Genomic DNA, 20,810 nt, shown 5'->3' with positions numbered 1-20,810 from the left:
AAATGCGTACGCCGAAATAACAAATGAGTTCGCCGAAATAACAAATGCGTACGCCAAAATAACAAATGCGTACGCCGAAATAACAAATGCGTACGCCGAAATAACAAATGAGTTCGCCGAAATAACAAATGCGTACGCCGAAATAACAAATGCGTACGCCGAAATAACAGGGGAGGGTTAGGGTGGGGTAAAACTGACGCGAAAAACCAGCTAAAAAACTCGTAACTTCTAACTTCTCAGGTTGACACCGAATTTTTCCACCAAGGCTTCGCGGACTTTATTGTGTACTGGTTCGACTTCTGCCTCAGTAAGAGTACGATCGCTAGCCCGATAAATTAAGCGGAATGCTAAACTCCGCTGTCCTTCGGGGACGTTTTCACCCCGATATTCATCAAATAATTCCACCGATTCGAGCAAATCTTTGCCGGCTTTGGTAATTACTTTTTCAATTTCGACAACTGAAATTTTCACGGGTGCGAAAAAGGCGATGTCGCGATCGCTAGCTGGATATGTAGAATAAGGCTGGAATGTGGAGACGAGAATTTCATCTTCTCCCAGAGAATCTAAAAGCACATCTAGATCCAACTGAAAAACATAAACGGAATCTGGTAAACCTTTTTCTCGTCGCAGTTGGGGATGGAGTTGTCCAAAAATCCCCAGTCTGTTACCCCCAATCCACAGGGAAGCGGTGCGTCCTGGATGTAAGCGATCGTCGCGGCGATCGGGTTGAAATTCGATTTCCAAGCTAAGTTGCCGAAATACACTTTCTAAAATGCCTTTGGCTTCAAACCAGGTGATGGGTTCTTCGCGTCCACTTTTTGACCATTTGCCAAGGGTGCGATCGCCTCCCACAATTCCCGCCAGGGCTTCTGTTTCTTGCAAACCGTCTTCTTCTTGCCAGAAAATTTGCCCGATTTCAAAGCCGTTAAGGGCGCCATTACCCTGCTCTAAATTGTATTGAAAGGCATCAATTAACCCAGAGATCAAATCGGTTCGCAGTGCTGAATATTCGACAAATAAGGGATTGGACAGTACTATATTTCTGTCTTCTCCTGGTTTGACTAAAGAATAGTGGATTAATTCTGTTAATCCTTCAGCCCGGAGGAAAGCTCGTAATTTGCGAATCACTTCCTCATCTAAAGGCAAATAGCCAGCTTCCGCTTTTTCTGGTAGAGTATCGCAGAATTTGTTGTAACCATAGAGACGGGCGATTTCTTCAATTAAATCAATTTCGCGCTCTAAGTCGCGGTAACGATAGGGTGGTACGGAAACTGACCACGTAGGTTGATGGGTGCTATCTTCTTTTGAAGGAGTCAACTGACACCCCAATGCAGTCAGGATGCGCTCAACATCTTGTTTTTGCAGTTCGCCTGTGTCTTCTTCTAAATCGATAGGCCCCAATATCTGATTAACTCGGTCTAAACGCAGGGCGATAGAACGACTCCAAGTAGATGGATCGGGGCGGGTGTCGGCAATTTCTTGCTGAACTATAATTCCACTAGCTAATTCGCTAATTAAGGATAAGGCGCGGCGATTGGCTATTTCCAACTCAGCCCGGTTAACTCCCCGTTCGTATCTGCCAGAAGCCTCACTTCTTAACCCAACACTCCGGGAAGAACGGCGAATTGCCACGGAATCAAATAAAGCTGCTTCTAAAACTAGGCTTTGAGTACCTTGATGGACTTCTGTTTCTTCCCCACCCATGACTCCCGCCAGGGCAACGGGTTTATCGTTAGCGGTGATTAACAAATTTTGGGATGCGAGGGTGCGAGTTTGTCCATCCAGAGTTTTGAGGGATTCTCCATTATTGACGAAGCGAACACCGATGCTTAAATTTTCGCTACCTGCAACAGATTTTAGGCGATCGCCATCAAAAGCGTGCAGTGGTTGTCCCCATTCCAACAAGACATAGTTAGTAATGTCCACCACATTACTGATTGGACGTACCCCAGCCGCCCGCAAACGCTGTTGCAGCCATTCGGGAGATGGAGCAATTTTGATTTGTTCAATTACCGTACCAATGTATGCAGGACAAGCTTGGGTATCGGCAATTTTTAAAGCTAAATTTCCGGCATTTTTGGGAATAGAGACTTCAGCAGGTTCAAGAATGCTCAACTTTCCACCAGTTAAAGCTGCTACTTCTCTGGCTACGCCTACCATACTTAGAGCATCAGCGCGATTGGCAGTTGCAGTCAGGTCTAAAATTACATCATCTAAACCTAGCAACGGACGGACATCACTACCCAATGGTAAATTTTCCTGGGTAAAAATATGAATTCCGTCTATATCGGTGGGCAAACCGAGTTCCTTTAAAGAACAAATCATGCCCTGAGATGGGACACCACGCAGTTTTGCAGGTTTGATTTTTAAATCAATTTTGGGTAAGTAAGTACCCGTGGTTGCCACTGGGACATAGATATCTGCCTTCACATTGGCAGCCCCACAGACAATATTTAAAGTTTCACCTGTACCGATATCCACTTGGCAAACACTCAATTTATCGGCGTTGGGATGGGGTTGACGCTCAAGCACTTTGCCGATAACCACGCCATTTGCCCAAGTGCGGCGGTCTTCAATCTCTTCAACCTCAAACCCTGCCATTGTTAGGGTTTCGGCTAATTCTTCTGGACTAAGTTTTATCTCTACTAGTTCGCGCAGCCAATTTAGAGAAATACGCATGGAGTGTGCTTGTTTTAGGAATCGTCTTTTGCTCTTATTTTAAGGTGCAAGAAGCGATCGATGGCTACTCGCCCCGCAAGGCGTACCCTTTCACTTGAACAATCCTACTACGTTAGACTGGCAATGTAAAAATAAAGTAAATACTGAGAATGTATCTATGCAGGGAAGTGAGACATTATTTTTATTTGGTTGATTTTGACGTTAAACTACATACCCCCGGATTTCTCGTTTGTGAAAAATCCAGGGGTTTTGTTTTAGAAAAAAAGCGTGTCAACCCCTTCAGGGAAGTCAAAAGTCAAAAGTCAAAAGTCAAAAGTCAAAGGTTAGTTATTTAGTTTCTACGTTTTTACTAACAACAATTTTAACAATGTAGTCTTGGAGCGCGATCGTCTGTCCGCTAATTGGGTACGGGGAAACCTTGATCAATTTCACCGAATATTTATCTGAAAGTTGAATTGGTAAAGGATCGCGACCTGGAATCAGGGTTAGCATTAATGTTGAAACTTGCTTCCCATTTTTTATGATGTCTAATCCAATAATAACTTGCCCTTGCCAAATACAAGTGACATTAGTTGGACACCGAGAATCCTGGATAACTTTTGAAAATTTGATTTCAATATTTTCAGTGCGGAGGTAAGCTGTCTTTCCATATCTAAGATAAAATGGAGTATCTAAAGTAGTTCCAACTCTAGCCATCAATTGTTGATGATTACCTTGAGCAATTGATTGAACTTCTATGTTTGAAGGCTTGATATTTGATAAGAGTCCATAGCTAGGAAGACAATTTGCTCCACCAATAAATGTTAAGATAACTGCTGCGCTCACTACAATTTTCATTTTTTATACTCCATAGTTAGGAATTTTATTATTAGTTGAGCCAGAAAGCAGGCTTATAAATAGTTCTGTTTTCTGCTAGAGTGAAGCTTTAAAAGACAAAATGCAATTAGCTAACTTTTGTGCGTAGGCGCAGCCCGTCGTAGACATCGCTTATTGCATAACCATTACGATTGAGAGCCATTTGGTTTCTCACGCTTGAGCTAAAATACCATAAAACCAGCAATCTAAATACATAAGCTTTTTTCTGATTTCAAAAACTTCAACAGTGCTTTTCAAAGAAGTTGTTGCTTAATTTATCTTGAAGATTGGCTGTAGTTTTACTTTCTAGCATTATTACTCCATATTTTAGCAATTATTACATTATGTAAAAGGGACATTATTTTTTCTCTGTTCTCAACAAGCCCAGTTTTTTGCAATAAGCAATGACCACGATTTCACAAGGCGTAGCCCATCGTAGACATGGCTTTGAGACTTGGAAAATAAATCAAATGAGAAATATTGATTTTTTCGTTGGTTCTTAACATTGGTTGCGATCGAGAGTAATTTAGATGCGTTTGCTTTGGCGATCGCAGAACTTAAATCTTTAAAACTCGATAAAATCTCACAAGTAATATTTTCTCACTCAATAGACTACAAAAATCACACTTCACTCTTTTTTGTAGTGTAATTACATTGCATTGTATTATAGAACTCCAAAAAGATAAATTTGCCCTGTTTGTGCCGGAAAATAACTGTAAAAACTGCCTCTAAAGCTTTCACCATAAAGATTATCGGACATTTTTCTGAAATCTACCTCAACAAGATCGAAAGAATAGACAATCCAATCTAAAAAATCGGCAAGACAATCGAAGTTTTGTTCATTTTAAATGTAAAGCTGATTTTGTACACTTTTACTAGATGTGGTGCTTGCTGTTTTTATTAGTATTTTTTATTGAAAATGAAAGTAAAAAAATGCTTTCATTCATGTCGTTGATCTTCCTCTTGATAGAGGGATTTCAATTTGAGTAATAGGAGTTTAATTTTAATGGCAACTTCTGGCAATAGCAATCAAACTACTGGGTCACAAAGTACTAGCAACAATTTAACTGGTAATGGCAATTTTTCTTTCAGTGATGGCAAATGGCAGTCTAGCGATGGCAGCAGTCTAGATAGTGGCAGTAGCTTTGGTGGCGCTGCTAGTGGTAGTAATACTTTCGCTTCCTTCATCGGTGGTGGTAACTCATCCACAACCAGTGAAGATGGAAAGTACAAATATAATTACGAGCGACCACTTGACGAGCGGGCTTTAACTGATACCAATAATCCGTTCAATCAACTCATTGAAGTCGTTGGCGGTGATATTACTGCCTTAGGTGATGGTAGCAACCCCTTTGCTGGTGGTGGTGCATCTGGTGGCGGGAGCAACCCCTTGGCTAGTGGTGGCACATCTGGTGGCGGTAGCAACCCCTTGGCTAGTGGTGGCGCATCTGGTGGCGGTAGTAACCCCTTAACTGGTGGTGGCGCATCTGGTGGTAACGCATCTGGTGGCGGTAGCAACCTCCCTGGTAACTTACCATTTGGCAGCACTCCGCCTTCCAAGGAAAGTGGTAGCAACCTACCTGAAACTGGCAACGGTCAACCTGTACCTTATAAGAGCGACAACTGGATATCTGATATTCAAAAATTAGATGGTGCAAATGCTATCGGTAACAGTGGCCAAGGTAACGGTAACTGGCTATATGGTAGTAACAACACAACCGACGGTAATGGTAACTGGGGCTTTGGTAACGAGAACACAACCAACGGTAACGGTAACTGGAACTACGGTGATGACAGCAAAACCGAAGGTAATGGCAACTGGGGCTTTGGTAACGAGAACACAACCAACGGTAACGGTAACTGGAACTTAGGCAATAACAACGACATCCTTGGTAATGCCAATACATTACCTGGTAGTAAAAACGACATTCTTGGTAGTGGGAACACTGCCAATGTAACTAACAGCAATCTCCTTGGAAACCGGATTGAAGCCAGTGGTGATGACAAAACACTCATTGGTAATGAAGGCTGGAATTTCCCTGCTAGTGGCCAACTGATATCACTAGGTAGTACTAAGCCTAGCCAAGATATAGGAACTGATATCAGCAATTTACTCACCAGTCCTAACCTTGTAACATCCGCCATATCAAATCCAGGCTATATCAACCCAAATTATGATTTCTCTACCATAGCCTAAAAGTTTGTCGCAGACAGGAGCCAGTTTTTGCATCGGTAAGCCTGTCTATTGTAGCAATGACCTTTTTGCCAACTTGAGTTGATTACATTTTGAATACAATACTTCTGGATTAAGCTTTGCAGTTGACATTGCTCTCATTGAGCGGCGCGAGAATCAACCTTCTGGCACTTCAAGAATTTCAATCTGTAATTAACCCAGAAGTATTACTCTTTGAAATGTAGTGGGTAAGGTATAGAAAAAATAATTAACCGCAACTCATTGGAGTGGTTAATTTAAGTCAAATGCATGAAGACTATTTTTAGTAATTCGGCGCGGGTAAACGGTTTGGTTAAATAACCAGAAGCCCCGACTAATTTGGCTTTTACTTTGTCTACAATCCCTTTATTCCCAGTGACAAAGATAATAGGAGTGTTTTGAAATAGGGAATTATTTCGTATAATTCGGCACAACTCATAACCATCAATTCCTAGCATGTTTAAATCCAACAAAATTAAATCCGGTTTGTGCCTTATAATTGACAAAACGGCTTTCACTGGATCGTTAATAGTCACTACAGAAAAATTTTCATTTTCTAAGAAATAACTAATTTCTTTAAGAATTGTGGGGCTATCATCTACAGAAACAATTTTATGGACTTTTTGTACTGTTACAGTAGCAGCCGTTACTCTTTGGGAAGCAGGATTTATGTTATTTGATGTTGTTGGTTCCTGAAATTCTTCTTTTGAAGGAGTAGAAATCTGTGGTAATCGCTGAACAGAAACTATTTTCTCTTCAGGAATATTTTGGTAAGAATTAACAGTGGTACTTAGTTCTTGTTTGGTGTCAACTAACCCTGAAATCAATTTTGAGAAAAGCGGTCGCTCCTCAAAAATCTTTGGTAATTTATCAAATGGTGGATCTGGTTCATGGAGGATAATCGCACCCTCAAGGATGTAAGGGTATAAATTGCGAGCTAGTTGAATTTCATCTTGATTCAAAATTGCAGCCAGATGACAGAGACTAAAACCCTTCATCCAGTTAGTTAAATCTGGCTGGAGGTCTGGTAAATCTTGGTTATCAAACTTGTTATTAATCAACAGATATGGACGTTGATATGGAGAAGAAATTTTGGGTACAAAAGCCTGCCAATTCTGTAATTTTACTTGGCAACGGTCGAGAACTTTTTCTACATCTAGCCTGCAAATTTTTGGCATTCTCTCAACTGGTTCAGTTAATTCATAAGTACCTTCTTGGATAAGCAAAAATGATTCAATTACCTCTTTAACTAATTCTTGAACCAGTACTGCTGCTTGTGTAGAATGTAGATGTTGTTGACTAACAAGCCAGGATATAGCCTGATACTCAGGAGGGTGGCTACTCGAATTAGTGTCATCTTTGATTAACTGACTGTGTGAGTCAAGTTCAAACATCAGCCGTACTTGCACGCGAACCTCATTAGTAAGGAGTGGAATTTGCTGGCTGAGGCGTCGCAAATAGCGTTCTAGTCGATCAAAAGGTTCCACGGAATGGGTAGCGTAAGTTATTTTGCCCTGTTCTAAGTAAATCGACCAAGAAACTGAGTTACTCAATACTTGTAAACAAGTACTGTCGGAACAATTGGATAATTGTCTTAACAAACTTAGAGGACGTAGTTTGGTGAATGTACCTGAGTAATTCATATTTTTCAAGTTTTTTGCGGAATCAACAACTGAACATTTGTAGATTGAAAATATGAGCTATAAAGTATTCTTTTCTTTCTAATATTTTTATACCCAAAAATTATTTATTTTAAAGTATGTACATATATTAAAAATTGTAAGTTTTCTAAGTTATTTGTTAAATTTGGCACATTTAACTTAATCTATCTCAAAAAACAAGTAGGTATGAATAAAGGTAAACATCATATCATAGCTAGATTATCAGTCGATGTTGGTTAATTCTGGATTTTACCTACTACTGACAACTGTTGAGTGAAGACCTTAATAATGACGTTTATTTATACCCACTAACTTCAAGAGGTAAATTTGATTCCAAGTTCGCGCAGTTACACTGGTATAATTCTAGAGTTAACTAGCTTAATTATGGTTAATTACTCTTCCTTAAAGAAACGATTCTTCTACATAAAATCTTTAAAAATTTATCTAGGAAAGTTTACGTATTTATTGTACTGTAGGTTTAATGGATATAACTTTTTGGTAGATACATTACAACAGGTAATGCTGGGTTTTGATAAACTCTTTTTTGCTAAACTAAGCTGTGCTCAAGTTCATCTTAAATATATAGAGTATATAGAGAACTTCATGAAAATAATTTGTTTAATAAAGATTAGAGCATCTACCACTAGATACTATATTCTGTAGTCGCCTCGGCGATTGGATATATATACTCTGAGCAAAGGAAAATAAAGCTTTGGACTTTAACATAACACAAAAAGTTATGCATGATACATTAAGACTTGATGAAGTAGTAGAATTTGCTGAGAACCCAGAACCACGTTGTCCTTGTGTACTTTTATTAGACACATCTGGGTCGATGCAAGGAGAGCCGATTGAAGCTTTAAATCAAGGTTTACTAAGCTTAAAGGATGAATTAGTCAAAAATTCTTTAGCCGCTAGACGGGTGGAAGTGGCGATCGTCACTTTTGATAGTAATATCAATGTAGTACAAGACTTTGTGACTGCCGATCAATTCAATCCGCCTATTTTGACAGCACAGGGCTTGACTACAATGGGTGCGGGAATTCATAAAGCTTTGGACATAATTCAAGAGCGGAAATCTCAGTATCGTGCCAACGGGATTGCTTACTATCGTCCTTGGGTATTTATGATTACCGATGGAGAACCCCAAGGTGAGTTAGAGCAAGTGGTAGAGCAAGCATCCCATCGCCTACAGGGAGACGAGGCGAACAAGCGGGTAGCATTCTTTACAGTAGGAGTAGAAAATGCGAATATGACGCGTTTAAATCAAATAACTGTACGTACTCCCTTAAAGCTTAAAGGATTAAATTTTATCGAGATGTTTGTCTGGCTGTCAACTAGTATGTCGGCTGTTTCTCATTCCCAAGTAGACGAACAGGTAGCACTACCGCCAATTGGTTGGGGGACTGTTTAATTAAAAATTGCAGCTTGATGTTTACACAGCTAGCTGCTAGAAAAAAATTTATGAACATATCAAAACAGATTGCTCAATGGCGGATTGTGGCTGCGTCTGTATGTGGTACAAGTCACTTAAAAAACAATCAATTATGTCAGGATGCTCATCACTGGCAGATATTGTCAGATAATGTTTTAGTGGCGGCCGCAGCAGATGGCGCGGGTTCTGCTAGCCTTGGGAAAGTGGGAGCGATGGTTGCTGTGGAGACAGCAATAGAAAACATTTCTACCAAAGGGCTGACCCGAAAAAGTTTGACTGATGATACATTGGTGCGATCGCTCTTAAATGATGCCATATTCGCCGCCAAAAAAGCTGTGGAAGATGAGGCGGCTACTTGTGACAAACAGCCTCAAGATTTAGCAACTACCTTAATTATGCTGGTTGCCACACCAGAAGTTGTAGCTGTAGTTCAGATAGGTGATGGTTTGGCAGTGGCAAAAGATTGTATGGGCAACCTATTGGCACTGACGATGCCTGATAGCGGTGAATACATCAACGAAACCACTTTTTTAACTTCACCCAATGCCTTAGATACAGCACAGATGAGACTATGGCGCACAGACATAGAAAACGTTGGTATCATCACCGACGGATTACAAATGCTGGCTTTGAATATGGTTGTTGGCGAACCTCACAAACCATTCTTTTTCCCGCTGTTTGAATTTGTCGCCAATACCGAGGATAAGACAGAAGCGAAGGAGCAATTGGTAAAATTTTTACGCTCAGAGCGGATTACGCAACGCACTGATGATGATTTGACACTCATTATAGCCGCATTCAACGACTCGTGAGCAATCAATCTACAGGTTTCACATCTTACAATAACTCCCGTTAGCGGTAATTTCATTATGCAGGTACTACGTTGTTCCCCTAAAAAAGAAATCCTCAGCCTCAATGTCAGTTTGGGGCGTGGGGGTGAAGCTTGCGTTTATGCAGTACCATCCGATAGCAATTTGGTGGCGAAGATTTACCACAAGCCAACCACTGCTCATGCTGATAAACTCCAAGCAATGCTTGCCAACCCGCCAGAAAACCCTACCGCTAGTTTAGGGCATATCTCTATCGCTTGGCCAGAAGATTTATTACGGGCGGCAGATGGTAAAAATAGCATCATGGGCTTTTTGATGCCACGTATTCAGGGGATGCGTCCAATCATCGACTTTTACAACCCCAGAACCCGTCGGCAACACTGCCCCCTATTCAACTATCAGTACCTGCTCCGCACGGCTCGTAACCTGGCGGCGGCTTTTGCCGCTTTGCACGCTAGTGGATATTGCATTGGTGATGTGAACGAATCCAATATTCTCGTCAGCGATACGGCATTGGTGACTTTGATAGACACAGACTCTTTCCAAGTAACCGACCCAAACAACAAAGTTGTTTATCGCTGTCCAGTGGGTAAACCAGAGTTTACTCCACCAGAACTACAGAATAAAACTTTTGCCCAGCACGATCGCGAAATCTCTCACGATTTATTTGGGTTGGCGGTGCTAGTATTTCAACTCTTAATGGAAGGCACCCACCCATTTTCGGGGATTTTTCAAGGTGCGATTGAGCCACCACCTTACGAAGCCCGCATTGCATCGGGTCATTTCACTTACAGCCAAAAGCGTTACGTACCCTACCTGCCGACACCCATTGCACCCCCTTGGGAAATTCTCCATCCCAGCTTACAAGAACTATTTGTCCGTTGTTTTGAAGAAGGTCACAACAATCCACAGCTGCGCCCCAGTGCCCAGACTTGGCTCTCAGCCATCGCTGAAGCCGAAGAGTCCCTGATTACCTGCACGACAAATCCCCAGCATCGCTACAACAACCACATGCGTAGCTGTCCCTGGTGCGAACGTACCGTGCGATTAGGCGGACGCGACCCCTTTCCATCACATCGGGCTATAGAAGCTAGAGAACATCTCCAACCGCGAATCAAAGCGAGAAAGCGCTACACTCAGACACCGCATTTTCCCCAACGAGCCATGTCACCGCAGCTAGCTAATTACTGGCAGCCAATGACTCCCAGCGGTTCATATTATAAACCTTCCAAAAAGTCAAAGTTGTACCCGATTATTTGTTGTTTGCTGGGTTTTGGTTTATTGGGATATGCAGACGTAATGATTAAATTTACTCAGCCGTTGGTTTCCCAAAATGCTTACACCCAACAAACAATCAAGTCTTCCCATCCAAATAATAAACTTAGCTTCGCTGATTCTTATCAGCAAGGTTATATTGCTTATAAAGAGCGAGACTATGAGAAAGCAATTGTCAACTTTAGCCAAGCAATTGAACAAGAACCGACACATGCTAGAGCAATTGTAAATCGTGGCAATGCCCGCTATAACCTGAAAGACTATGAAGGAGCAGTTACAGATTATAGCCAAGCTCTGAAAATCAATCCCAATCAAATCAAAGCTCTGGTAAATCGGGGCAATGCCCGCTATATGCTCGCCAAATATAGCAACGATCCTGATAAAGAATATAATCTAGCGATCGCTGATTATAATCGAGCTATCGGTCTGGATAATAATGAAATTGAAGCTTATGTCAGACGGGGGATTGTCCGCGCTCAAATGGCTAAATATAGCGGTGAATCTCAACAAGCTTACAAAAAAGCGATCGCAGATTTTACTCAGGCAATAAAACTTAATGTTTCCAAAGCCGAAGCTTACTTTCAGCGGGGTGTTGTCTATTATCAAATTGCTCAATATAGCAGCAATTATCAGCAAGAATATAATCAAGCGATCGCTGACTTTAACCAAGCATTAACTCTAAGCCCTAAACTAGCAAAAGCATATCTCAAACGAGGTATGGTTCGCTATGAACTGGCACAATATGGCGGTAGTGAAGCTAACAAAAACCAGACAAAAGCTGTCGAAGATATACAGGCATCTGCCAAAATATTTCTTGAGCAAGATGACATGGATAATTATCAGCAAGCACTCAGTAATATGTGCGTAGTTGTAGAAAACAAATGTGACCCTTTATTCCAAGGTTCAATTAATGGGGAGAAAACTAACTAGAAACAAGTAACTTTTCTGACTAGCATATTATTGATTTTGATTTCAAAAATCAAGCCTGACTAGGGTTAGCGCCAACTAACCCTAGTTATTTTATAGGTGATATTTTTATTTTATTAAGTAATTTATTTTTGTATTTATAGATATTCATAGAGCTTTTATATAGAAAAGATTTTAATTTATCTTACCTTTATAATTTCATCGGAAATTACAGTTAGATTGTTGACGGAGAAACAGAAATCAGAAATATATTTTTCTCCATTTAAGTGCATCCTCTTCATCTCAAAAAAGTCAAATAATCATATCCCTACAAATCTCCGAGGTAATTGCATGAAAGTGGTGATTTTGGCTGGAGGTCTTGGTACACGCCTCAGTGAAGAAACCAGTATTAGACCCAAGCCGATGGTTGAGATTGGTGGTAAGCCAATTCTCTGGCATATAATGAAAACATACTCTGCGCACGGCATTAATGATTTCATCATTTGTTGCGGTTATAAAGGTTACATCATTAAAGAGTATTTTGCTAACTACTTCTTACACATGTCAGATGTAACCTTTGACATGCGCTTTAACCAGATGAACGTGCATTCTGGTTATGCAGAACCCTGGCGTGTCACCTTAGTAAATACGGGTGATAATACAATGACAGGCGGACGCCTAAAGCGAATCAGTGAACATCTTGGTAACGAGACTTTTTGCTTTACTTATGGTGATGGTGTCAGTAATATTAATATCACCGAGCTAATTAAGTTTCATAAAGAACAAAATAGCTTAGGAACACTTACCGCTGTTCAACCAGCCGGACGTTTTGGTGCTATTTCTTTAGGATATGAACAAACCAAAATCACCAGCTTTCGGGAAAAACCGGAAGGTGATGGAGCTTGGATTAATGGTGGTTATTTTGTGTTAGAACCAGAAGTAATCAACTTAATTGCTGATGACTCTACGGTATGGGAGCAAGAGCCATTAGAAAAGCTAGCTGATATGGAACAGCTATCTGCTTTTAAACATCATGGGTTTTGGCAACCGATGGATACTTTACGTGATAAAAACTATCTCGAAGGGCTGTGGAAAAACAATCAGGCTCCTTGGAAGGTATGGTAGCCGCTAGGCGGAAGTCAAAAGGAGCCAGTGCGCCCTTGCGGTTCCCCGACTTGTTCGCGCAGCGTCTCCCCTTCTCCCAAAGGGAGAGGCTAGCGCCAAGGGAGAAGCAACTGGCTCTCAAAAGTCAAAAGTCAAATGAACTTTATTTCAGGCTTTTGTTTTGATATTTTATGATATGGCATGTTGGCTTCCGTCTTAATGTACTAGATTGTAACTCCAAAAAACACTTATTTACTCTGACTCTTAGCTACAATAATACTAATGTATGATTTTGCGATTATAGGTGGGGGAATAGTTGGACTCTCAACAGCGTTGGCTTTAGGAAAACGCTATCCTAATGCGCGTATTTTAGTACTAGAAAAAGAGAGCCAATGGGCATTTCACCAAACTGGCAATAATAGCGGCGTAATTCATTCTGGTATTTACTACAAGCCAGGAAGTTTCAAAGCTAAATTTTGTCGTAATGGTTCTCGTTCAATGGTAGAATTCTGCCAAAAGCATGGAATTGACCATGAAGTTTGTGGTAAGGTAATTGTTGCAACTGAAGAACAAGAACTACCACGCTTAGAAAATCTCTATCAACGCGGCTTAGACAATGGCATAGAAGTCCAGAGAATCAGCCCCGAAGAAGTCAAGGAAATTGAACCTCACGTAAGATGTGTAGGTGGAATTCGGGTATCCTCAACTGGTATTGTTAACTACAAGCAAGTTTGTTTAAAATATGCCCAGCTAATTCAACAGCAGGGTGGAGATTTACACCTGAATACAAAAGTCCTGAAAATCTCTCCAAGTGGTAAAAATCAGGTACTGCAAACAAACAACGGTAACTTTGAAACCCGCTTTGTAATTAATTGTACTGGATTGCATAGCGATCGCACCGCCAAACTAGGTCAAGTTGAACCCCAAGCCAAAATTGTCCCATTCCGGGGAGAATACTACGAACTCACCCCAGAAAAACGCTATCTGGTCAAGACACTAATCTACCCAGTTCCCAATCCAGATTTCCCCTTCCTGGGTGTCCACTTTACCCGGATGATTGATGGTAGCGTTCATGCAGGGCCAAACGCAGTTCTATCGCTCAAACGCGAAGGTTACAAAAAAACCGACTTTGACTTACGAGATTTTCTGGAAGTCTTCACCTATCGCGGTTTTTGGAAGTTAGCAGCTAAACACGCTGATGAAGGCATCCAAGAAATCATTCGTTCTTTTAGCAAAGCAGCCTTCACCAGAAGTTTACAAAAACTAATTCCCGAAATGCAAGCAGAAGACTTAGTTCCCACCCATGCAGGAGTCCGTGCTCAAGCCTTAATGAACGATGGCAAGCTTGTAGACGACTTTTTGATTGTTTCTGGTCAAAACTCCATTCATGTTTGCAATGCTCCTTCTCCTGCTGCCACATCTTCTCTAGAAATCGGCAAAGCGCTTGTGGCAGAAATTCCCCAACTTTCGCATCTAGAGAGTGTAGTAATTGCATAGATAGCATAGTTATTATTTCCGGGACTGCTGAATTAAGGGATGAATCTTGTATAGTGGGCATCTTTGCCTGCCTGAAAATACAAAGGATAGGTAAGACACCCGTCCCACCGGAAAAAAAGTGTATGCATCAATTAAAAACCGCTATAGAGTGCTGCTACCCAATAAGTAAGCCTGCAAAGGTTTTAGTAACTACATAATGACTGTTAGCCAAGTCATATATAGCGCTTTCCTTCTGGATGCAACACACTCTAGGGCGTACATCTATGCGTCCAGCTAAACGAAGAATTTAACTCATCAACACAATAAAAAGGAATTAACCACAATGAAAATATTAGTAACAGGAACAGAAGGTTATCTAGGTTCATTATTACCGCCTCTGTTAATCGAACGAGGACATGAAGTTATTGGTCTAGATACTGGTTTCTATAAAGTTGGTTGGCTGTACAACTCTAGTGGAGTGACACCCAAAACCCTTAATAAAGATATCCGCAACATCACTCCTGATGATTTAGAAGGTATTGAAGCCATAGTTCACATGGCGGAACTCTCCAACGACCCAGCTGGACAATTAGCACCCAATATTACCTATGAAATTAATCATGTAGGTTCAGTTCGTCTGGCTAGTTTGGCTAAGGCTATGGGTGTGCGTCGCTTCGTATATATGTCTTCGTGCAGTGTCTACGGTGTTGCTACCGCAGGTGATGTCACAGAAAAATCCGCAGTTAATCCCCAAACAGCCTACGCAGAATGTAAAACTCTTGTAGAAAGAGATGTCGCACCACTCGCTGACGATGACTTCTCTCCCACCTTTATGCGGAATGCAACAGCCTTTGGTGCTTCTCCTAGAATGCGCTTTGATATTGTTTTAAACAACTTAGCAGGGTTGGCATGGACTAGCAAAGAAATCAAAATGATTAGTGATGGCACACCTTGGCGGCCATTAGTCCATGCATTGGATATTTGCAAAGCAATAGTTTGCACCTTAGAAGCACCACGAGACATTGTACATAACCAAATCTTCAACGTGGGAGATACAGCGAATAACTATCGCGTTAAAGAAATCGCGGAAATTATTGCTGATGTTTTCCCAGATTGTAAATTATCCTTTGGTGACAACGGCGCAGATAACCGCAGCTATCGCGTATCTTTCGAGAAAATTAACACCATCCTACCTGGATTTAAATGTGATTGGAATGCCCGACTTGGTGCCCAGCAACTATTTGATTTATTCAGTCAAATACACATGGCTGAAGATACTTTCTTGTTTAGAGGATTTACTCGCTTAAAACAGCTAGAGTATCTAATTCGGACAGAGCAGATTGACAAAGATTTCTTCTGGAATAAAAAGTAGCTAAAGTTTCCTAGCAGCAACGGACAAATAATCTAAGCTTCCGAATCAAATAGTGTTGATTCGGGCTTATTCCATCCATAAAATTATTTAGAATCGCTATATGAATAAATTATTGACTATTGCTATTCCTACATTCAATCGTGCCCATATTTTAAATAAACAACTTACTTGGTTAGCTAAATCTATTAAAGGGTTTGAGTCTGACTGTGAAATATTTATTTCTGATAATTGTTCTACAGATAATACCCAAGAGGTTATTCAAAAGTGGCAGCTAACCCTTAGCAATGTTACATTTACCTCAAATATGAATAGTGAAAATATCGGGGTTATGGGTAATATTGCTTGTTGTTTAAAAGCTCCAAATAGTAAATATGTTTGGACAATTGGTGATGATGATCCAATTCAAGAGAGAACCCTAGATTATGTATTAACAACACTAAAAACATATTCAGATTCAGATTTAGCACTAATGTTTTTAAACTTTTCTGGTCGTCAAAAACAAACAGGTCAACTTGTTGTCGAACGCTGGTTGAATAGTGATAACGACGAACTAAAAGTTGATGGCAAAGCTGTATTTCAAAGTTACCTGAATGAAAATTTTGGTGGTGTACTTTTTATATCAGCAGCAATTTATCGCACAAATCTAGTGCAACAAGCTTTACAAAAATGGCCGTCTGCTACTAATAATTGGGCCTCTCAAGCTTATTGGACTGCATTTTGCGCTGCTCATGGAAGTGTCATCGTCACTAAAGACACTTATTTAGAATGTACTATGGGCGCTAGTGTTTTGGATCTTGACCCAACATGGAACTTTAGAATGCGATATGCATACATACCTGAAGTTTATATAAAACTACTAAAGGTAGGATATCCTCATAAATTTTGTCAGGAAATGATTTGGCAGAATTTCCATCAAAAAACTGACTTGAAAATCCTATTAGGTGCTTTAAAACGTTGGCCTTTCTTGACAATCAAGATATTTATTCCTTACCTACGTTTGTTAAGTATATCAGCTTGGGCAATTCTTTTTCCACCCAAACAGCTAGAGACTAGCCTGTAACCATTAATATATCAATTTCTTAACTACTATTTCTTACCATGCAGAAATTACTGACCATTGCTATACCGACTTATAATCGTGCTGAATTGCTGGATAAACAGTTAGCATGGCTAGCTCAAGCTATCAAAGGTTTTGAAGATGATTGTGAAATTTTAGTTTCTGATAATTGTTCAACAGATAATACTCAGGAGGTAATTAAAAAATGGCAAATAATACTTAGCAGTATCCCATTTAAATCAAATAAAAATCCTCAGAATTTAGGCGTTGTCAAAAATATTATGTATTGCCTAAATTCTAATACAACAAAATATGTTTGGACAATTGGTGATGATGATCCAATTCAAGATAGAGCCATTGCTTATGTGATTAACAAACTTAAGCAATATGAAGATTTATCATTATTGTTTCTCAACTTTTCCGGTCGGAACCAAATTACCGGTGAACCAGTTCATCCACCAACAATTGTTGGTAATCGCTGGTTTGATATAGATAGTGAAGATGGTGATGGTGATGGTAAAGCTATATTTGAGCATTGTTTCTCAAAAAGTGTCGGTGCAGTCATTTTTCTGACTGCTACAATCTACCGCACTGATTTAGTGAAACGCGCTTTACAAAATTGGCAAGATGCTGAGAATAATTGGATATCTTTAGCATATTTAGCTGGGTATTGTGCTTCTAATGGTCGTGTAATTGTCACGAAAGAGACTTATTTGGAATGTGTTGTGGGTGTGAGTTATTGGCAGAAAGAACCAAAATCTGCACTGTTAATGCAATACAAACACATACCCGAAGTAATTTTGAAATTGGAGCAGAGTGGATATTCTAAACAGTTTTGTCGGCGGATGCTTTTGCAAAACGGTAAAGAAGTCAACTTGAAAGTTTTCTTAGGTGCTTTAAGAAGATGGCCTATGTCCGCCATTAAGACAGTAGTCCCATTTTTGGCTTTAGTCAGTTTATGTGCTTTTGACGTGATGATTTCTAAAGAATTTAGTTTAGCAGAATCAAGTGAAATATCTACTCAAGAAATGCGGAGCTATAAGCCATAAGCTACTAAATTACCGACCAATTGACATTTAAACTAGAAATAATTTACCACATGTTTAATGTAATTAAACGCAAAATATCTACACTAGCTGCTGACTTTCAATATTATGTAGCTCGTTGGAAGCATAGCAGAAATCTGCCAGCATTGGAAGGGTGCGATCGCCATATCCTGAAGGCTCTCAAAAAAGATGGTGTTTGTGTCACAACACTGGCAGATTTAGGCTTCAACTCTAGCTCAGAACTGCTCAAAGCTGCTTACCAGCAATTGTCTCAGATGGAAAATCCCAACAACGACCATCTAGATGAAAAGTTGCCACAAATTTCCACAGTTACAGGTTTACCAGAATTTTATGCGTGGGGAATGGAGAAAAGACTTCTCAATCTCATCGAAAATTATATTGGTCTTCCTATTGCTTTTCACGGTGTACATTTACGTAAAGATTTCCCTAGCAAACATCAGTTTGGCACACTACTATGGCATGGCGATTCCGAAGACCGTCGCATTATCAAAATCTTTATTCACTTGAATGATGTCGAAGAAAAAACTGGGCCTTTTGAATACATTCCCCGCTCTTTAACTTCCTTATTTAGTTGGAATTATATTCGGCTGTTCTACAAACTTTGGAAGTCAGGCTATAGGGGCATCGATGATGAAGAAGTGAAAACAGTCATCCCCAAATCAGCTTGGAAATCCTGCCCAGGCCCAGCAGGTACTGTCTTGATTGTAGATGCGAAAAATGTTTTGCATCACGGCACAGTTCGCACAGAAGAACGCTCAACACTATTTTTTTGTTACACCGCCAACCCTCCTGAAAAACCAGAACTCTGCACCCAATACTGGGATGATACTTATCCCAGAGCAGAGTTAAGGCAACAAGTAGAAAATAGCCGATAGCGTATTAAAGGTAGTCATGCCATGCTGATCAAGATTAAACGCAAAATATCTTCACTGGGATCTGAGTTAGTTTACAGATTAGCACTTTTAAAACATGCTGCTAATTTGCCTGCACTAGAAGCAGGCGATCGCCAAATTCTTGACAATCTTAAATGTGATGGTATTCATATCACCACACTTACTGAATTGGAATTCGATTCAACATCAGAACTGCTCAAGGCAGCTTATAGTTATTCGTCCCATATGGCATCTATCAATAATGACGATTCAAATGAAAAGTTTCCTCAAATTTACACAGTTACCTATTTACCTGAATTTGCTACTTGGGGAAGCGAAAAAAGGCTTCTAAATATCATTGAAAACTACATTGGTCTACCGATCATTTTTCATGGTGTACATCTCCGCAAGGATTTACCGAATAAAAATCAGTTTGGTACACAACTATGGCACAAAGATGCAGAAGACCGCCGCATGATCAAAATCATTATTTACTTAAATGATGTGGAAGAAAAGCACGGCCCCTTTGAATATATTCCAGCCTCTTTAACCTCTTTGTTGAGATTAAACTATTATCGTACTTACTACAAGCTTTGGCAATCTGGTCATTTAGGCATCACAGATGACGAACTAAATGAAATTATCCCGAAACAGGCTTGGAAATCTTGTATGGGATCAGCAAGAACAGTAATTATTGTAGATCCCAAAAAAGTCATACATCACGGGACATTACGCACAGAAGATAGGTTAACTCTATTCTCTTGCTACACTTCTACTTCTCCCGATCGTCCAGAAGTTTGTACTCAATATCGAGACAATACTTTTCCCCAACCAAAGTTAGCGACCATATAGTTCAGTCCAAGCAAGCTAATTGTTAATCTAAAAACCCACTCAAGACTCTTTTTGATGAGGTTTGTAACAAGTTAAGTTTTTAAACTTACCAATTTTTGTTGTCCTCAATATTCCTTTCGAGGTTATTCATTCATGATCTTCACTCAAACTGCACTTAAAGACGCATTCATCATTGATTTAGAAGAAAAGCCAGATCACCGTGGTTTTTTCGCTCGGTCTTTCTGCGCTCAAGAATTTGCAGCACATGGATTAAAGCCAACAGTTGCCCAATGTAACCTATCTTTTAATTACAAAAAAGGCACTATCCGGGGAATGCACTATCAAATTCTGCCAGCAGCAGAAACAAAATTAATTCGCTGTACTAAAGGCGCAATCTACGACGTAATTATTGATATGCGTCCTGAATCTCCTAGCTTTTTATCACACATTGGTGTAGAACTAACACCAGAAAATCGCCGCGCTTTGTATGTTCCAGAAATGTTTGCTCATGGCTATCAAGCACTCACTGATGAGACTGAAGTTGTATATCAAGTGGGTGAATTTTACACCCCAGGATATGAAAGAGGTTTACGTTATGATGACCCATTCTTTAACATTGATTGGCCTCTAGATGTAACTGAAATCTCTGATAAAGATTTAAATTGGCCTTTGTTGAGAATGATGACTGTTGGTGGTACAGCTTCCAGATAACTATAGACTATAGCAATCCTAAATCATTTGTGAAATTCTTTCTTCTCTTTTTATTCTCCTTCTTCGCGTCCTTCTCTGACGAGACGCTGCGCGAATGCGCCCTTTGCGGTTCGTTAAAAAGAGTATTTTTCGCAACTTAGATAAGATTGCTATATTTCTCTGTGCCAGGTGTTTTCCGTACAACATACTGGCTCCTCTGCATGAGGTAATACAATAATGCGAAAGTCATAAGTATTGCCAGTTTGTCTGCTGAAGACTTAAAGCTGATGTCTCGTCAGGCATGGGAATATGCAAGAGCAAATCATACCAAAGAAAAGTTTGCCCAAGCCTACACAAATGCTGTAGAGCAAATTATCAAAAATCACAGCCAGAAAAAACAGACTACTAAAACATCTAGCAAAAAACCAGTTAGTAGCTGTTATTAATGAAAATGCACTTAATATTTAGCCGTAACGAATTATTAAGTA

The 20,810-nt window shown here is 40.1% G+C and carries 16 protein-coding genes; 13 read left to right on the top strand and 3 right to left on the bottom strand.

All coding sequences use genetic code 11. From position 1 onward, the window contains the following. Positions 1-228: 228 nt before the first annotated feature. Together pheT and HWQ58_RS12055 are read right to left on the bottom strand one after the other, a co-directional pair. On the bottom strand, positions 229-2,679 hold the full coding sequence (gene pheT / locus HWQ58_RS12060) for a phenylalanine--tRNA ligase subunit beta (RefSeq protein WP_292862213.1): 2,451 nt from the start codon (positions 2,677-2,679) through the stop codon (positions 229-231). A gap of 327 nt (positions 2,680-3,006) precedes the next feature. Further along, positions 3,007-3,516, bottom strand: a complete 510-nt coding sequence (locus tag HWQ58_RS12055; protein WP_292862210.1) for a hypothetical protein — start codon at positions 3,514-3,516, stop codon at positions 3,007-3,009. 1,024 nt (positions 3,517-4,540) lie between these two features. Between HWQ58_RS12055 and HWQ58_RS12050 the strand changes: the two genes are divergently transcribed. Beyond that, entirely contained in the window at positions 4,541-5,731 is a 1,191-nt protein-coding gene (locus tag HWQ58_RS12050; protein WP_292862207.1) for a hypothetical protein, read from the top strand. Between the two features lie 272 nt (positions 5,732-6,003). Here HWQ58_RS12050 and HWQ58_RS12045 read toward each other — a convergent pair whose 3' ends face one another. Further along, positions 6,004-7,389, bottom strand: coding sequence for a response regulator (locus tag HWQ58_RS12045; RefSeq protein WP_292862204.1), 1,386 nt, complete (start codon positions 7,387-7,389; stop codon positions 6,004-6,006). Positions 7,390-8,146: 757 nt separating this feature from the next. Here HWQ58_RS12045 and HWQ58_RS12040 point away from each other — a divergent pair. From HWQ58_RS12040 to HWQ58_RS11985, 12 genes are all read left to right on the top strand, one after another. Next, entirely contained in the window at positions 8,147-8,821 is a 675-nt protein-coding gene (locus HWQ58_RS12040) for a VWA domain-containing protein (protein WP_292862202.1), read from the top strand. A 50-nt stretch (positions 8,822-8,871) separates the two neighbouring features. Further along, positions 8,872-9,654 carry a PP2C family serine/threonine-protein phosphatase gene (locus HWQ58_RS12035; RefSeq protein ID WP_292862199.1) on the top strand — a complete coding sequence of 261 codons (783 nt, stop codon included), beginning with the start codon at positions 8,872-8,874 and terminating at the stop codon, positions 9,652-9,654. A gap of 57 nt (positions 9,655-9,711) precedes the next feature. Beyond that, positions 9,712-11,877, top strand: coding sequence for a tetratricopeptide repeat protein (locus HWQ58_RS12030; RefSeq protein WP_292862196.1), 2,166 nt, complete (start codon positions 9,712-9,714; stop codon positions 11,875-11,877). A gap of 327 nt (positions 11,878-12,204) precedes the next feature. After that, complete coding sequence (gene rfbF, locus HWQ58_RS12025; RefSeq protein WP_292862193.1) at positions 12,205-12,978, top strand: glucose-1-phosphate cytidylyltransferase; 774 nt, start codon at positions 12,205-12,207, stop codon at positions 12,976-12,978. A 261-nt stretch (positions 12,979-13,239) separates the two neighbouring features. Beyond that, the gene (lhgO, locus tag HWQ58_RS12020; RefSeq protein WP_292862190.1) at positions 13,240-14,454 is read left to right on the top strand and encodes an L-2-hydroxyglutarate oxidase; all 1,215 of its coding nucleotides are present in this window, start codon (positions 13,240-13,242) and stop codon (positions 14,452-14,454) included. A 322-nt stretch (positions 14,455-14,776) separates the two neighbouring features. Continuing rightward, positions 14,777-15,805, top strand: coding sequence for an NAD(P)-dependent oxidoreductase (locus HWQ58_RS12015; RefSeq protein ID WP_292862188.1), 1,029 nt, complete (start codon positions 14,777-14,779; stop codon positions 15,803-15,805). Positions 15,806-15,905: 100 nt separating this feature from the next. Further along, positions 15,906-16,865 carry a glycosyltransferase family 2 protein gene (locus tag HWQ58_RS12010; protein ID WP_292862185.1) on the top strand — a complete coding sequence of 320 codons (960 nt, stop codon included), beginning with the start codon at positions 15,906-15,908 and terminating at the stop codon, positions 16,863-16,865. Positions 16,866-16,903: 38 nt separating this feature from the next. Further along, entirely contained in the window at positions 16,904-17,911 is a 1,008-nt protein-coding gene (locus HWQ58_RS12005) for a glycosyltransferase (protein ID WP_292862182.1), read from the top strand. A 50-nt stretch (positions 17,912-17,961) separates the two neighbouring features. Continuing rightward, positions 17,962-18,804 (top strand): phytanoyl-CoA dioxygenase, encoded by an 843-nt coding sequence (locus tag HWQ58_RS12000; protein WP_292862180.1) that lies wholly within the window; start codon positions 17,962-17,964, stop codon positions 18,802-18,804. 21 nt (positions 18,805-18,825) lie between these two features. Further along, positions 18,826-19,653 (top strand): phytanoyl-CoA dioxygenase, encoded by an 828-nt coding sequence (locus HWQ58_RS11995; RefSeq protein ID WP_292862177.1) that lies wholly within the window; start codon positions 18,826-18,828, stop codon positions 19,651-19,653. Between the two features lie 132 nt (positions 19,654-19,785). Continuing rightward, entirely contained in the window at positions 19,786-20,343 is a 558-nt protein-coding gene (rfbC, locus tag HWQ58_RS11990) for a dTDP-4-dehydrorhamnose 3,5-epimerase (protein ID WP_292862174.1), read from the top strand. A gap of 266 nt (positions 20,344-20,609) precedes the next feature. Then, complete coding sequence (locus HWQ58_RS11985) at positions 20,610-20,768, top strand: hypothetical protein (RefSeq protein WP_292862172.1); 159 nt, start codon at positions 20,610-20,612, stop codon at positions 20,766-20,768. Positions 20,769-20,810: the final 42 nt, after the last annotated feature.

The organism is Nostoc sp. LPT (assembly GCF_017115165.1).
Taxonomy (GTDB): domain Bacteria; phylum Cyanobacteriota; class Cyanobacteriia; order Cyanobacteriales; family Nostocaceae; genus Nostoc.
The sequence above is the reverse complement of the archived record's forward strand: the minus strand, read 5'-3'. Positions and strand labels throughout refer to the sequence as shown.

Bases quoted from the DNA above. Each gene is read 5' to 3' on its own strand.
- HWQ58_RS12015 (WP_292862188.1), top strand. From the start codon at position 14,777: ATGAAAATATTAGTAACAGGAACAGAAGGTTATCTAGGTTCATTATTA.
- HWQ58_RS11995 (WP_292862177.1), top strand. From the start codon at position 18,826: ATGCTGATCAAGATTAAACGCAAAATATCTTCACTGGGATCTGAGTTA.
- HWQ58_RS12010 (WP_292862185.1), top strand. From the start codon at position 15,906: ATGAATAAATTATTGACTATTGCTATTCCTACATTCAATCGTGCCCAT.
- pheT (WP_292862213.1), bottom strand. From the start codon at position 2,679: ATGCGTATTTCTCTAAATTGGCTGCGCGAACTAGTAGAGATAAAACTT.
- HWQ58_RS12005 (WP_292862182.1), top strand. From the start codon at position 16,904: ATGCAGAAATTACTGACCATTGCTATACCGACTTATAATCGTGCTGAA.
- HWQ58_RS11985 (WP_292862172.1), top strand. From the start codon at position 20,610: ATGTCTCGTCAGGCATGGGAATATGCAAGAGCAAATCATACCAAAGAA.
- HWQ58_RS12030 (WP_292862196.1), top strand. From the start codon at position 9,712: ATGCAGGTACTACGTTGTTCCCCTAAAAAAGAAATCCTCAGCCTCAAT.
- HWQ58_RS12055 (WP_292862210.1), bottom strand. From the start codon at position 3,516: ATGAAAATTGTAGTGAGCGCAGCAGTTATCTTAACATTTATTGGTGGA.
- rfbC (WP_292862174.1), top strand. From the start codon at position 19,786: ATGATCTTCACTCAAACTGCACTTAAAGACGCATTCATCATTGATTTA.
- HWQ58_RS12050 (WP_292862207.1), top strand. From the start codon at position 4,541: ATGGCAACTTCTGGCAATAGCAATCAAACTACTGGGTCACAAAGTACT.
- HWQ58_RS12035 (WP_292862199.1), top strand. From the start codon at position 8,872: ATGAACATATCAAAACAGATTGCTCAATGGCGGATTGTGGCTGCGTCT.
- HWQ58_RS12045 (WP_292862204.1), bottom strand. From the start codon at position 7,389: ATGAATTACTCAGGTACATTCACCAAACTACGTCCTCTAAGTTTGTTA.
- rfbF (WP_292862193.1), top strand. From the start codon at position 12,205: ATGAAAGTGGTGATTTTGGCTGGAGGTCTTGGTACACGCCTCAGTGAA.
- HWQ58_RS12040 (WP_292862202.1), top strand. From the start codon at position 8,147: ATGCATGATACATTAAGACTTGATGAAGTAGTAGAATTTGCTGAGAAC.
- HWQ58_RS12000 (WP_292862180.1), top strand. From the start codon at position 17,962: ATGTTTAATGTAATTAAACGCAAAATATCTACACTAGCTGCTGACTTT.
- lhgO (WP_292862190.1), top strand. From the start codon at position 13,240: ATGTATGATTTTGCGATTATAGGTGGGGGAATAGTTGGACTCTCAACA.